Origin of the sequence: Bacillus sp. 22446 (genome assembly GCF_052044955.1) — a bacterium.
Lineage (GTDB): Bacteria > Bacillota > Bacilli > Bacillales > Bacillaceae > Bacillus > Bacillus altitudinis.
The window spans coordinates 24,507-39,428 of record NZ_JBQEOD010000004.1 but is presented as its reverse complement, the minus strand read 5'-3'; the positions used below and the strand labels follow the sequence as shown (position 1 = coordinate 39,428).

The window sequence follows — 14,922 nt, the reverse complement described above, 5'->3', positions numbered from 1 at the left end:
TTTAGCTTGCTGCTGCCTTTTCTTCTTGTTTCACTTGTTGAATTCGGCCCTCTTTTTGATACACAATAGAAGCTCCCTCGAAGCTCTTTACAAAAGCGACCGTTGCTTCTAAATCTTCTGGGCCTGTTTCCGGATTTTTCCCTAGCCGCCCAATCGGTGCATACTTACTTCCAGTGGCAGTCGCCATGAAGTTGTTCACTGTGAGTGTATACGTTTTATCGAAATCAACGGAAGAACCATCAGGCAGTTTTAAGTCGACTACTTTATATGTTAACGGATTGTACGAATAAGAAAAGCCTGAAATGCTATAATCCGGTCCAAATTGAGGAGATATTTGAGCTTCAATGATATCAACTAAATCTTTCCCCTTAATGTCCAGCTTCACTAACACATTTCCAAATGGCTGAATATTAAAGAGGTCTCCCCAAGTAATGGGTCCTTTTTCGAGATTTTGTCTGATGCCGCCACCATTCATCATGGCAAAGTCACTTTTCATTGAATATCTCATGCCATCCGCAATGAGATTGCCAAGTGGTGTATCACCATCATTTGAATAGCCGCCCTCCATCTTGACCCCTGCTTCTCCAACCACCTCACTAATAATCGGCTCCACTTCTTTTCCGTAATGAGCTAAAATGTCCGCTGCCTCCTGATCCTTTTCAATACCAGCCTGGTCTACATACTGGATGTTTGCACTCTTTTTGACAATATCCTTTGTTTTCCGGTCAAGTGTGACATTGACTTCTCCAATTGCCTTTCCGTATTCAAAGGCTTGGACAATTAATTTTCCATTCACTTCTCCATTGACCACTTCGTGATTATGGCCAGCGAAAATGACATCAATTTCGTCATCGCCTTCTTTGGCCAGCCTTGCACTTTCTCCAGTAATGGTATCGCCATTTTGAGAGGCGGTCATATGAGCCAGAACTGCGATCGCTTTAATCCCTTTTTGCTTTAATTCCTTCGCTGCTTCATTGACAGCTTGGACTTCATCAGTAAATTGAATGTCTTTAATTCCTTCTGGCATGACCATACCTGCCGCTGATGTTGTCACAACTCCGATAAAAGCCACAGGAATTCCTTCGACATCCATGATTTCATAGGCCGGTAAAAGTGGTTTGCCAGTATCCTTGTATTCACAGTTTGCACAAACAAGCGGGAAGTTCTGCCCATCGTATCCTTTTGTGCCTTTCGGGTGATCTCCACCTTTTAAGATGCGCAATAATTCATCTACACCTTCATCAAACTCATGGTTTCCAACTGTCCCAACATCAAAGCCGATGTTCTCCATTAGTTCAACGGTTGGTTCATCTTGTAAAAGAGAAGAAACCGGCGAGCTTCCGCCTATCATATCTCCTGCATGAACTGTCAGTGTATTTTTTTGCGCAGCTTGCTTTTGTTTTATATAAGCCGCCACAAAATCCATCCGTCCATATGTTCCTTTACTGCCATCACCTTTTACATCCAGCTCATATTGCTGATCAATTTTCCCATGCAGATCATTCATGCTTAAAATGGTTAATGGGACTTCACTGGATGATGCTGACGCCTGATATCCAGCCTGCTCTGCTTCTTCTTTAGAAGCAAAAAAGACTCGTTTATCCACATCGATCTCATTCCAGCTGTCAGGAGATACGTAGGTTTTTGCAGATGAATCACCAACATAACGTGTAAGCCCTTTTTTCTGCTCGCGTGCTCTAAATTCAAACGGCTGTTCTAGCAGAGGATCTTCTTCATTCCAAATACCAAGCCCTTTTTCCTTGGCATCTTTCACTGCTTGCTGGAACATCCGATACTCTTTTTCATCTCCAACAGGCCAGATGAAATAAGTAGGGGCATATCCTTTTTTCACAAGCTCTAGGTTCGTATTCAGCCCTTTTTTGGTTTTGACTTGAGCTAAAAGACGTCCATATCCATCCTTTGCTTCCGGGCCAATCTTTAATGTGACTCGATCACCACTTGAAAGAAGCGTTTTTAAATAATCCGTCGCTTTTTGTCCAAAGCGCAGTTGGTTTTGATCTAATTCATTTTTGGGCTTGTGGTAGGTTTCTGGTGTGTCCATATTCACGAAGCGTACCTTTGTTGTGCCGAGCACAGGCTTCTTCAAATGAATGGTATCTCCATCCACAACACGATCTACCGTTGCCTCATATTCTTTTTTGATTTTTGGCGGCTTTGGCTGGTGCTTCAGCAATTTGATATCGGTTTTGTGTCTTGGAAGTACTTGCAGCGTATCATATCTGCTTAAAACGCCAGTAAACTCATACCATTTTCCGGTCTTCACTTGATCAATGGCACCCGTATCAACCATGACTCTAAGGACTGTGCTATGATATTTTTTATCGATGATGACCACATTGTATCCACCGCCAGCTGGCTGATCTGGCGTCTGTTCTACATAGCCTTTTACCTTCACTAATCTTCCTTCATATTTGATTGCCTGATCCGATTCCAATTGTTTAATGGAAACTTTCTTTGGCGAAGGCAATGGCTGATTCACAGCCTCTATCTTCAGACGATCTTGATCTGGCACAATTTCAACGAGCCCTTTATAAGTCGTCACCTTGCCAGTCACCGTGACCTTCATGCCTGCTTTCAGTTCTGGAAAATTCTTAGGCTGCGCAGAATAAATATTGAGACCAGCTGTTTTGTCTTGAATATATGTTGATAGTTTCCCATTCCCTATAGCGGATTGATCTGCTGTTACGATTCCGCTCACCGTTACCGTTTCTCCTATCAGTTTTCGGGCTTTTTTTATGTTCATCGGCTTTGTTTGTTTCCATAAAGTCTCCTTTTTCTCAGAAGAAGAAAACGCCTCAGCTGTCATCATACTAGGCAGTAAAGATTGCAGACTAAATATCACCAAAATCAAACAACAGACCATTCGAATAGATTGTATACGTTTCATTAGATTTCTCCCCTTTGAACTTCATCTCTTCTAGTGTACAAAGCAATTATTAAGACTGGATGGATTTCATGTAAAACTGATCTCAATTACTTGGAAACGTAATAATCACACGTGTCCCTTCAAAGCTTTTGCTCTCAAAACGAATGGTACCGCCATGGCTTTCAATAATCTTAATGGTCATCATTAATCCAAGACCCGTGCCTTTTTCTTTCGTTGTGTAAAAAGGTTCACCTAATTTCCCAATCTCCTCTTCTGGTATGCCCTTTCCTTGGTCTTCAAATATCAGCATCATTTGGTCGTTTTTCAATAATGAAGTCACTTGGATCACACCTATTACTCCATCCATCGCTTCAATTCCGTTTTTAAGAATGTTAAGGAACACTTGTTTTAGTTCATTTGGAATGCCTTGAATATGTGGCAGTGAGGGCGCCAGATTCTTTTGAATCGACACTCCTTTTAAGACCGCCTGAGATTCAACGACCATAATGACTTCTTCGAGCAGAAGATTCACATTCACCGGTTCAAATTTAACAGATTTACTTCTAGAGAGCACAAGGAATTCGTTAATAATAGACTCAAGCCGATTAAACTCTGACATCATCACATCGGCATAATCCTTCTGATACTTTTTACTTTGAATCATTAGCTGTAAAAAGCCTTTTAACGACGTAAGTGGGTTCCGTATCTCATGAGCAATACCAGCTGCAAGCTGTCCAACTGCTGACAGCATTTCAGACTTCATCAGCATTTTCTCAGACTGTTTTTGACTTGTAATATCCTCTGAAATCCGCATGACAGTAGACTGCATTTTGTCAGGGTCATCGATTCGGTGTAAAGAGACTCTTTCCCATCGCTCACGCCCTGATAAGTCCTGAAAATACAGCTCACCTGTCCAGCTGCCCTCTCTTAAACACACGTCCCATTGTTTCGCTAGATCATCACATTGACACAACGCATAATAGACAGAAAAAATATCTTTTCCGATCAAGTCATATTCATGCTGCTGTACAAACTGACAAAAGCGCTGGTTGACACACTGAATAACGCCTTCTCCCGTTGCAACCACAATATGAATATGGCTGTTATCAAGTGCTGTCACCGCAAGATGAAGAGCCTGCTTCAATTTCGTCATTTCGGTCATTTTGATCCAGGTCATCACTGCTCCCTCGTGATCTTGATCATAGAAAGGCGTCAAATGAACCGTGAATTGTTCTCCTTCGTTCGTTTCAATTTCACGTTCGATCACGCGCCTATCTGAAATGACAGATTGAATATCATGATAGAGCATTTCCTTCGATAACTTCTTGACCATCGACTGAAACGTTTGCTGGTGCCGGGTTTGAGCTGAAGTGAATAAAGAGGCAGCTGTAGGAGTGTGATAGCGAATATTCATTTCCCGGTCCACAAACAACGTGGCAAGTTCTGGCTTCACAGACGGCCGGTATAGTTCTTCTCTTGTCACCTTTAAGTTGTTTATGATATTAATAAAATGCTCGTTTGTTTTCTCGCGCACTTCTATTTGCTTGTTTATTTCTTTTAATTGAGCCCTTGCTTCTTGCTCCTTTTGTTTGACCTCATTGAGCTCGTTTTCTAAATCGACAATTCGCTGTTGATAAACCGAATTCTGCTCTAACATCCCTTTGTCCCTGCCGTTCTTTTGATTTTTTCCTCTCTCACTCTTCCGAATGAGAATGACGTATACTCCTTTAAAACGGCGATCAAAATGTTTCACTGTAAAATCTGCATACTGCTTTCTTCCATTTTCCGAAATGAGGACATGTTGAAAAACAACCTCAGTCTCTTCAGTCCATACCTTTTGAAAGCTTTGACTTAGTATCTCTTTCATATAATCAGGGGTTACATATTCACATAATTCATCTGAGACTTCTGCATGCGCTAAGTAAGAATAGGCACCATTTGATATCGCGAGGATTTTCTCGCAATCGTCTATGATGAAACATGCATCATACTCCTGCTCTACTTCTTTCATATATTGGACAGCTCGTTCTTTTAACTCCGTATGACCTGCATTGTATTTAGGAACGTTTGAGTGGGTGTAAATGTTCCACTTTTCATTGAACAAATGAAATAAACGAGGGATATTGGGTACCTTTTCATTCGGTCCTAATATCAACATCCCTTGATCCTTTAGTGCATATTGGAATCGAGATAAGACTCGTTTTTGTACTTCTGGCTGGAAGTACATCAGAACATTTCGGCAACTGATAAAATCGAGGTGGATAAAAGGTGAATCGATCAATAAATTGTGAGGAGCAAAGACTATATGTTTTCTAAGCGACTGCTTCACAATAAAAGCGTCACCTTTTTTTTCGAAATATCGTGCCCTCCATTTTTCTGGCATTCGTGCCATAGACTCAAGCGAATAAACACCTTTGCTTGCACTTTGGATGGCTTTCCGGTTGATGTCTGTTGCAAACACTTGAAGTTCAATGGACACTTGTCTTCGTTTCATTTCTTCTAAAAATAACATCGCAAAAGAATAGGCTTCTTCACCTGTAGAACATCCTGCAATCCAAATGCGGCATCGAGATTTCCCATTTTTCAATGTATTATCAATGATTGACGGAATGATGTGATGTTCACATACTCGAAAGGCTTCCATATCTCTAAAAAAGGAAGTCGTGCCGCTTAAAAGCTGTACATGCAGACGATCAAGCTCATCTGGTTCTCTCTCTAATAAACGATCGTACTCGGACAATAAGGAGATCGATTGGTTCGCACTCCTCATTCTTTTTTGCATGACAGAGAGCAGTCTGCGCTTCTCATAGGTTGAAAATGCAATTCCTTTATGCATTTCAAGACGTTCAATGATTCTGATCAAAACAGGGTCTGCAACATCTGTATGCGGAACGTTGATGATGTTGGCTATATATGACGCAAGTGCAGAAGGGTCTTGAAATGTTTGATGATACATACGATCAAACCCACTATTTGTCTCACTGCACGATATGGCTGTACCGCCTTGCTCAACGATTTGAAGCAAACCACTTCCTACACAATAGCCTTTTTGAAAAAAGATCGCATAGGCCTCTTCCTTTTGCACATTGGCAAGTGACTGAAACAACGAATTTACAGCACACGCCTTGTTCGTAGGATGCTGCTCTGTTATGTGTAGCCGTTTGTCTTCTGTCAATGTCACAGCTGCATGCTGCGGACAAACATAAATCGTATTTTTCATGACTTTCTCACCATGCTTAATCGGCTTTGCCCGGTAGCCAATCGGTAAAACAAGTGCTTCCAAATCAGTTACACAATCGCCTGTCACATGATTTTGCACAACAATAAAAGAGGCATTTAATTCATGCGGAAATGATTGAAAAAAAGCCTCAAGATGATGCTGTTCAAACGGCGAAACACCGATGCCAATCACTGGTGCCTGCACATGTTCGTCTTCTATCAAACGATTAATGATTTTGTCCTGCATCTGGTACCCCCATGTTCATTCGTCTGATACATTTTTTCGACAAAAAGGAAGAAAACCCTCTAATTGTAAATAATGTTTTTGCATGAAAGGAGGAAAACTTCCTCACATTAAAACAGACTGTATAAACAGAAGGAGGATTCTTTATGCAAAACGATCAGCAACCAAACGTTCAAGGACATGTCCAGCAGCCCCAATTCAATCATGGCGGGCATGAGTTATTTGATTTACATGAGGTATTAGCAGGGACCATTAATATTTTGGATCAATACATGATCTTTCGGCAATTTATCCAAGATCCCGCATTATCCGACATGTTAGATCGACAATATCAATTTGTATTGTCCCAGTACAACGTCACGGTAGATTGCTTTTCTACTGGTCAAAAGCCTAGTGAAGAAACATCTACTTATATGATGAAAGAACAGACACAGGTGACATACGGAATAAAACCATCTCAGCCTAAGAAGCCTAATCAATCAATACAGGATGTAAAAGATGCGGGAATTACAGGGCATATGCTTGGTCTCGTGAAATCTCATGCTGGATTACTCTCAATGACTGCATTAGAGGTCACAAACCCTGTGGTGCGACGTGTGCTTGCAGCGCAAATCCCGAACTTTATTGAAATGGCGTATGAAATTTTCTTATATCAAAACAAACATAGCTATTATCAAGTTCCGCAGCTTACAGCTCAAGATATGCAGGCGATGACGTCTACATTTGCCCCTATGCAGGGACAAGTGCAGATGCCGCCAAGCAAAGCCAATCAGCAAAAACCGCTTCATTAACCAAAAACAACGGCCGACCTATTTACAGGTCAGCCGTTGTTTCTTTGATAATTCAGTTTAAATTGCTCTTCAAAATCTGTGAGACGTTGTCCTGTCGCTTGTTCAAACCCTCTATCAAAACGACTAGTTTTCGCCGTTTCCTCCATGATCTCATGTATGACATCTCGTCCATAAAGCTGCACAAGCTCATAGATCATATAGTAGCTTTGTAAATAAACATCTGTCTCATACGTCGTGCGAGATTCTTGCCAGTCTTGATCAGAATAAAGAGATTTAAAAGGAATGACGTCAAACCGTTCAGACGTGGCGTTCAGCACATCATAGGCCGTCCATTCTGCTGTTCCTTCATGGAACCAAAGGGGAAAGACGACTGGAGATACATTGTATGCATGCACCTTTTCATAGAAAACAAAATGGGCATACTCATGAATGAATAACGTGTTGAAAAAGTATAAAGGCAGTGTCTCTTTCTTCAACAATTCTTCCCGTTTATCTGGGTATAATCCAATCATATGATCAACATCAGAATAAAAACCTGTAATATGCTTGATGCCGGCAAATTGCTCAATCGTTTCTTTATCATCAAAATAAATGATATCTAACGGTTTGTCAGCTTCATACTGAAACACTGACATCGTTCTCTTCTTTGCCTGTTCCAGCGCTTCTATGGTCAGATCGACAAAGGCGCCCTCATCCTTTGCATAGTAGATTCGAATATGTTCATAGACTTGCTTATTGAGTCCTTCCGTTAAGACCGTTTTAGGCGACGAATACTGCTCTAGATATTGCCCTGTCAGCTGGAACGCTACATAAATCAAGTACGCAGTGAACGCATAAAAAATCAAACCTGCTGCAATCATTCCGCTTACAAGTTTTTTATGAATTAATGACGGTTTTGCTTTCATTTACTCCCCACCTGAATTCATCCTGCAACCTCTTTCTCTTTCTATGAAAAAACAAAGATCAACAAGAGGTGATATATTTTTTACTTTATGCAGTCAGGTGCGCAAGGTGCGGTTCCAAACAAAAAAGCCGCATATGACATACGGCTTTTGTCGTAGCTATTTTGATTCAGGGAAAACACGTCGAACCGTTTCAGTAAACTCGTCGAAGAATCCTGAAATTGGCTCTCCACTTCTAATACGTTTTCCGTACCCTGCCATACGATCGACAAAGTCTGGATTAGCAGATACATACACATTATCAATTTGTTGATCCGTCGATTTGACTTTGTCAGAAATTTTCTTTTTCAAATCGTCTGTTACATCTCCGCTTTTATTGCCTTCAAGCACGACAGCAACAAATGCATTTTTCCCTGTGACAAGTACGTTCGCTGTTTTCACTTCAGACATGTTGGCAACAAGCTCTGATGCCTTATCTGCCACTTTCACCTTCTGAGGTGTTTGTACATTTGGTTGATCCTGTCTCATGTTGTCGTTCTTATATGTGACATTTTCGTACTGTCGTTTCATTGTTCCTCTTCGTTCATCGCCTTGATTGTTCATTCCACACCCAGCAGTGATCAATGTTGGAACGAGTAATAAAGATAGCATCCATTTCTTATTCATCAATTTATTCCCTCCTTTTGCTCATAGGTTTTTCATCCAGCAGACTTTTTATGCACACATCCTCTATTTCAGCAATGAATTCATAAATCAGCCTTGATTGGTCATCCTAAACATGATGAAGAAGTATCATCACGATCAAATGGAGGGATTCGTTTGTTTAAAAAGAGAAAAGGTATGAGTACTGGTGCAATGATCGCAGCATCAACAGCCATCATTGCATTATTTTCACCACTATTACGGAGAAGACTAAGCAGCATGACTCAAATGAATTTGTCCTCAATGATGAAAGGCAAAGATCAACACCATCATGAGTCATCTCGTCATGAGTCCCATTCACATTCACGTAAAGACTCAAAAGGCACAGCTGAAGTAGGACAAATGATCAAGCAAGCATTCACCGCTGTCCAGCCTAATGAAACAAGCCAGCATCAAACATCATCGAAAACATACCAAACCCATCAGCCGCCGAGAGAGTCTTACGCCCAGTCTCTTCACATTGATGAAAGTGTCATGAATGTAATGGATGATGAATCTATTCAGCAAGTACTCAATGACATCGAGCACAAATAACTAAAACAGGAGCCTTTTTTCAGAAGGCTCCTGTTTATTCTCCCGAAAAATGCTCTTTCACCATGATGCAGAAGGAAGGCAAGAAGGTAATTTCGATCGTGATAACAAACCGTTCCACACCATCTAATAGTATCAACAGCTCTTTTTCATGCTGCCGATCCTTTTTTATTTCTACATGTCGCACAGTTTTAAAGGCATATACTCCTAAAACGGATGCGTCCTTTTTTCGAACAGCCCTCAAAGAAAATTCTTGTACTCCAAGAGACATCGTCACCACAAATCGCTCTTCCTCATTCTCAAACCGAAACGTTAGATCTTGATATTCAATGGGCATATCTCGTTCAAATCCTTCATCAGGCCACGTCTCAAAAAAGAAAGCGAGTCCGTTCGATCTGGAAATTGTTTTCTCCTCATTTTAAACCCCTCATAAGTGAAATTTTTATTAATTATCTTGTTTCCCCTTTTCTTTTGCAACAAATTTTAGTAATTTTAAAAAGGTGATTTTATTTTGCTAAGAGACCTCTTTATTAATTTAACAATTCTTGTCACTTTCCATTATTTATTGATGCTTGTGTTTAAAGAGAATTTTTTAAAAAAGGAAGACACCCTGCTCAGACAAATTTATAAAGGAATGATTTCTGGGTTACTCGGTGTCCTCTTAATGTTTTTCTCTATTAAAGCAGGACCAGCCATCATCGATTTAAGACATATCCCCCTTATTTTAACGGCATTTTATGGAGGCATTGCACAAACGTTCATTGCAGCCTGTGTGATCATTATTGGCCGATTATTAATCGAAGCCAATGTCGCTTCTTTCATTAATATTTTTTCCATGATATTTATCGCCACAGCTTCCTTTTTAATTGCTGAGCGTCATATCAATCACGTCGTAAAAATGCTATTATCTATTACCATGAGCAACGTCATAGCGACGATTTTATTTATCATCATCGTCAATGAAAGGTCATTTGAACTGCATGCTGCCTATTGGATGTTCTCGTATATTGCCGGTTTATTTAACTTTTATGTCATTGAGCATCAAACAAAAGCGTATCAGATGTTAAATTTGTATAAATTCCAAGCTCATTATGACTTTTTAACTGGTGTTTTAAATAAACGGAAATTCGATGAGATATTAAATGATGCTTTTTCTCTGAACTTAAAGCAACCTATCCATCAAATGTCCTTGATTTATCTAGACATCGATTATTTCAAAACCATCAATGATCAGTATGGACATCATGAGGGAGATATCGTTTTAAAAGAAATCGGAACAAGGCTGATTAAGAACACAAGAAGCTCTGATTATATTGGGCGAATCGGCGGTGAAGAATTTGCTGTGCTTTTACCGAATTGTTCCGTTGAAAAAACATGGCAAATTGCGGAACGTTTACGAAAAAAAATGGCGGATCAGCCAATTTATTTACAAAACGGAACATCGATTTACATTACGGTGTCAATTGGATGTGCTTATGATGCAGGAACAAGTGAAAACATGAAACAATTACCGATTATTGCAGACCAGGAGCTCTATAAAGCGAAGCAGTCAGGCAGAAACCAAGTGAGCTTTTCTGGACGAAAAAGAGAACACTTAACATAGGCTTTTTCCTCAATTTGTTAGTGCTAATTATTTTTAAAAAAGTTTTCGTATAACAGTTGTTTTTTCCCGCAAACACTGGTAAAGTAAAGGTAATTATTTTTGTTCGTATCATCTTTAAGAAGAAAGTTTTGAAAGAGTTTTCGTCTTTGAAGTTTGTGTAAGAGCAAGAATAGTGAATTTAAGCGTTAAGATCGCTTTAGGAGGAAATTTCATGTTAGAAGGTAAAGTAAAATGGTTCAACTCTGAAAAAGGTTTCGGATTCATCGAAGTAGAAGGTCAAGACGATGTATTCGTTCACTTCTCTGCTATCCAAGGCGAAGGCTTCAAAACTTTAGAAGAAGGTCAATCAGTTTCTTTCGAAATCGTTGAAGGTAACCGTGGACCACAAGCTGCTAACGTTAACAAAGCGTAATTTAAGAGCATCTGCTCTTTTAGCACTTTATAGAGTGAAGGAAAACCGCTCGGCTTTTATGCCGGCGGTTTTTTTGTGCAATAAAAAAAAGAGAACCTGACGAGAGGTTCTCTTTTTATTTGTCCTTCTGCTTTAGTTTCTGTAAAGCAGAACGATACATATCATCATTCATTTTCGTCTCTGGTTCTTCTTCTTTGACAGGTGGTTCTGGCTGCTTAAACTTTTGAAGCGCCTGTCTATAGAAATCATCACCTGACGGAGCATCATCTGTCTGAGAAGGCTCTGACGCTTTTTCTTCCACTTCAGGCTCTACAGGTCTCGCCGCAACTTCTGGCTCGCTATGCGGCACGTCAGGATGATTCGATACATCTTCTTTGATCTCTTCCTTCTCGGCCGAAGCGTGTCTGACATTGAACGCTACTAATCCGATAATAACTAGAAAAGCAGCTACTAACGCTACAATAATCGTCGCCAAAAGAACCCTCTCCTTATCGCTTAAATGACGCAGTGACTGATGCTACACGTCTTCCTAATGCTTTCCCCAGCTCAATGCCTTCTGCAGAAATCACTTCATCAGAATCAATCGGGCACGTCACACCTGCTCCATAATAAGAGCCGTATAACGCATTTTCTGGAACATTTCCAGGAAGGCCGACCACAAGCATCCCTTGATGGAACATTGGCGTAATCAAATTATGCATCGTCATTTCTAATCCGCCGTGTGTTGTTGCAGTGGTACAGAAAACGGCACCGACTTTATCGATGAGTTTTCCTTCTGCCCATAAATACCCAAGACGGTCAATCCATGTCTTTAATCCAGAACTAATGGTACCAAAGTGACCAGGGCAGCCCCAAATGATTGCATCCATTTGATCAAGCTTGCGGATATCCGCATCTTTCACATGATCAATGAACACTTCAGCTTGCTCTGTTTCACCTGCGCCAGCTGCAATCGCTTCTGCAAGTGCTTTTGTATGGTCACCTTCACTATCGTATACGACATAAATTTTCATGTACGGTCCCTCCACACTTATCTTGCATCTTGGTTTGCTTCCTTAGGTGCTGGAAGCAATGTCATTTCTTGTTTCTTATCCTGCTTTTCTTTTCGCTTTTTATCCTTACGTACATCTCGCAGGAACAAGCTGAGAATCACACCAGCTGCACAGAATAATGTCACCCACATGTAAGCATCATTGATGCCCATCACATTGGAATCGACTTGTGCTTTCGTAAAGAGCTGGGTCGACACATATTTTTGAGCAGCTTCTGCTGTCATGCCCATATGGTGCATCACATGAGAGACAGCCGCCTGGAATGAATTCATAAAGAACGGGTCAGCTGTATTCGTTTGATCTGCCATATTGGAATAATGGAATGTCGTGCGATTTGTATAAATCGTCGTGATCAAACTCGTACCGATCGAACCACTGATTTGTCTCAGTGTGTTTGACATCGCTGTACCATGACTGTTTAAATGCTGCGGTAATTGGTTCATCCCAGCAGTCATGACTGGCATCATTAAGAGTGACATACCAAAAGCACGTACTGCATACATGAGCACAATGTGACTATAAGATGTATCAATCGTCAGCCTTGTAAACTCGTATGTGGTAACAACCGTAATCAGCATCCCCACAATGGCAAGTGGACGAGGTCCAAATTTATCAAACAAGATCCCTGAAATTGGAGACATAATCAGCATCGCAAGTGCCCCTGGAAGCATTAATAACCCCGATTGCAGTGCAGTAAACCCAACGAGGTTCTGCAAGTAGATCGGAAGTAAGAACATCCCAGTGTATAAGGCAACGGTAATAATAATGTTAATAACACTTGATAATGAGAAAATGCTGTATTTAAACACGCGGAAATCAAGCATCGGATTATCCGCTTTTAGCTGTTGGAAAATAAAGAGAATGATCGCAATCGCACCAATGATAATCGTAGATAAAACGATTGGATCTGTCCAACCATCACTTCCCGCTTCACTCACTCCGTATAGAAGCGAAGCAAAACCAACGATCGACAGAATCGCACCAAGAGTGTCCAGCTTGATTTTTTTAGGCTCTACAATATTTTTAAACATAAAGAAAGCCGCGATAATGACAATCGCACCGATTGGTACAAGTCCATAAAACATAATACGCCATGAATAGTGTTCAATAATATAACCAGATAACGTTGGTCCGACAGCTGGCGCAAACATCATCGCAAGACCAAAAATCCCCATTCCTTTCCCTCTGTTTTCTGGAGGGAAAATAAAAAGGATTGTTGTCATGACGAGCGGCTGTAAGATACCGCCACCGACTGCCTGAATCAAACGACCAATCAGCATCGTAGAAAAGTTTGGCGCAATACCGCAAATAAAAGTCCCTAGTGTAAATGAAATCATCGCCACGAGGAATAAGCTGCGCTGGCCAAAACGCGTGATTAAAAACGCAGATAACGGAATGAGCACACCGTTGACAAGCATGTAACCTGTTGTAAGCCACTGAATTGTCGTCGCACTCACATTAAATTCAGTCATTAAATGGGGCATGGCTACGTTCAAAAGCGTTTGGTTTAAAATCGCTACGAACAAACCGGCCATTAAAATGATCAGTAAAGACAAGGAGCCTGCTCCCTGTTTTGTCGCTGCAGGTTGATTTGCCATCTCAGACAACCTCCTTTCATTTTTTGATATCAGTCATCATTAAGATGAAATTTTGACAGAAGCATTCATACCTGGAAGTACTTTGTCAGATGGATTTTTAATTGAAATTTTCACTGCTACTTTTTGTGTCACTTTCGTGTAGTTACCACTTGAGTTTGTTGCTGGCAGCATATTGAATGTTGAGTTTGTTGCATAACCAATTTGTTCAACTGTTCCTTCAAATGTTGTATCAGGATCGCCGTCTACAACGATGTCCACTTTGTCGCCTTTTTCAATGTTCTTAATGTCTGTTTCTTTAATATTCGCTGTAATGTAAAGCTTGCTTAGGTCAATCGTTTCACCAAGAACTGTCCCAGGCTGCACTTGTTGGTTGTTTTGTACTTCTTTTTTGACTAATGTGCCATCAGCCACTGCTTTAATGTTTGTTTTTGCTTCTCCTTCAACTTTTGCAACTGTGCTGTCTTTTTGCACTTCGTCACCTTCATTGATGTCCCAGCCTTTGATTTGTCCAGCTGCTGGCGCTGTAATTTGGTACATGTCACCTGTCACTTTTGCTTCATCTGTTTTTACGAAGTTTGTGCTTTCGTAGTAGTAATAAGCACCTCCGGCAATAATGGCAAGAATCACAATAAGGCCAATAATATTCGTTAGCAATAAACGCCCTCTGTTCATGTTTTGTTTCTCCTTTCATGTATAAAAATATAGTGTCATCTGCTTTAGCAAACTTAGAATGCCCATCATCTGACAGATTATGAAACAAGCTCATAGAGCTGCCTGTTTCCACTTTTTCTACTCTGCTGAAAATGGTGTGCAGCCCATTTATACTTATTGTTCACTTATGAGCAAAAAGCAGAAAAAGAAGAAAAGACGATCGGCATCTTTTTTTGAAAAACTTTTATTTAACAAGATTAAATATTAATAAATGAAAATTGAAATGTCAAAGAGAAAGTTTTACTTTTTTTCTGGTGATCCCTTCCTTCT

12 protein-coding genes and 1 pseudogene are annotated in these 14,922 nt (G+C 40.4%); 4 read left to right on the top strand and 9 right to left on the bottom strand.

The window, feature by feature from the left end; genetic code table 11:
- Position 1: 1 nt before the first annotated feature.
- Entirely contained in the window at positions 2–2,908 is a 2,907-nt protein-coding gene (locus ACTJJD_RS10015; RefSeq protein ID WP_440608353.1) for a 5'-nucleotidase C-terminal domain-containing protein, read from the bottom strand.
- Positions 2,909–2,990: 82 nt separating this feature from the next.
- Entirely contained in the window at positions 2,991–6,353 is a 3,363-nt protein-coding gene (locus ACTJJD_RS10010) for a CheR family methyltransferase (protein WP_440608352.1), read from the bottom strand.
- Positions 6,354–6,496: 143 nt separating this feature from the next.
- On the opposite strand from ACTJJD_RS10010, the gene ACTJJD_RS10005 reads away from it, so the two are divergent.
- A complete protein-coding gene (locus ACTJJD_RS10005; protein WP_058337542.1) occupies positions 6,497–7,141 on the top strand; it encodes a spore coat protein in 645 nt (214 codons plus the stop codon).
- A 29-nt stretch (positions 7,142–7,170) separates the two neighbouring features.
- Here ACTJJD_RS10005 and ACTJJD_RS10000 read toward each other — a convergent pair whose 3' ends face one another.
- A complete protein-coding gene (locus ACTJJD_RS10000) occupies positions 7,171–8,046 on the bottom strand; it encodes a hypothetical protein (protein ID WP_017366908.1) in 876 nt (291 codons plus the stop codon).
- 156 nt (positions 8,047–8,202) lie between these two features.
- Complete coding sequence (locus tag ACTJJD_RS09995) at positions 8,203–8,709, bottom strand: YhcN/YlaJ family sporulation lipoprotein (RefSeq protein WP_008349054.1); 507 nt, start codon at positions 8,707–8,709, stop codon at positions 8,203–8,205.
- A gap of 153 nt (positions 8,710–8,862) precedes the next feature.
- On the opposite strand from ACTJJD_RS09995, the gene ACTJJD_RS09990 reads away from it, so the two are divergent.
- On the top strand, positions 8,863–9,279 hold the full coding sequence (locus ACTJJD_RS09990; RefSeq protein ID WP_024719940.1) for a hypothetical protein: 417 nt from the start codon (positions 8,863–8,865) through the stop codon (positions 9,277–9,279).
- 34 nt (positions 9,280–9,313) lie between these two features.
- On the opposite strand, the pseudogene ACTJJD_RS09985 reads toward ACTJJD_RS09990, so the two are convergent.
- Positions 9,314–9,693, bottom strand: a pseudogene (locus ACTJJD_RS09985) (hypothetical protein).
- 94 nt (positions 9,694–9,787) lie between these two features.
- On the opposite strand from ACTJJD_RS09985, the gene ACTJJD_RS09980 reads away from it, so the two are divergent.
- Positions 9,788–10,879, top strand: a complete 1,092-nt coding sequence (locus ACTJJD_RS09980) for a GGDEF domain-containing protein (RefSeq protein WP_050827089.1) — start codon at positions 9,788–9,790, stop codon at positions 10,877–10,879.
- 211 nt (positions 10,880–11,090) lie between these two features.
- Positions 11,091–11,291, top strand: a complete 201-nt coding sequence (cspB, locus tag ACTJJD_RS09975; protein WP_008349061.1) for a cold shock-like protein CspB — start codon at positions 11,091–11,093, stop codon at positions 11,289–11,291.
- Positions 11,292–11,406: 115 nt separating this feature from the next.
- Here the strand turns inward: cspB and ACTJJD_RS09970 are convergent, their stop codons facing one another.
- The 4 genes from ACTJJD_RS09970 to ACTJJD_RS09955 are packed head-to-tail and all read right to left on the bottom strand — an operon-like array spanning position 11,407 to position 14,613.
- Positions 11,407–11,766 (bottom strand): hypothetical protein, encoded by a 360-nt coding sequence (locus ACTJJD_RS09970; RefSeq protein ID WP_050827088.1) that lies wholly within the window; start codon positions 11,764–11,766, stop codon positions 11,407–11,409.
- Positions 11,767–11,779: 13 nt separating this feature from the next.
- Positions 11,780–12,304, bottom strand: coding sequence for an NAD(P)H-dependent oxidoreductase (locus ACTJJD_RS09965; RefSeq protein ID WP_008358701.1), 525 nt, complete (start codon positions 12,302–12,304; stop codon positions 11,780–11,782).
- A gap of 17 nt (positions 12,305–12,321) precedes the next feature.
- The gene (locus tag ACTJJD_RS09960; RefSeq protein WP_061418487.1) at positions 12,322–13,941 is read right to left on the bottom strand and encodes a DHA2 family efflux MFS transporter permease subunit; all 1,620 of its coding nucleotides are present in this window, start codon (positions 13,939–13,941) and stop codon (positions 12,322–12,324) included.
- 39 nt (positions 13,942–13,980) lie between these two features.
- Positions 13,981–14,613: an HlyD family efflux transporter periplasmic adaptor subunit gene (locus ACTJJD_RS09955; protein WP_007497037.1), complete on the bottom strand. Its 633-nt coding sequence runs from the start codon at positions 14,611–14,613 to the stop codon at positions 13,981–13,983.
- Positions 14,614–14,922: the final 309 nt, after the last annotated feature.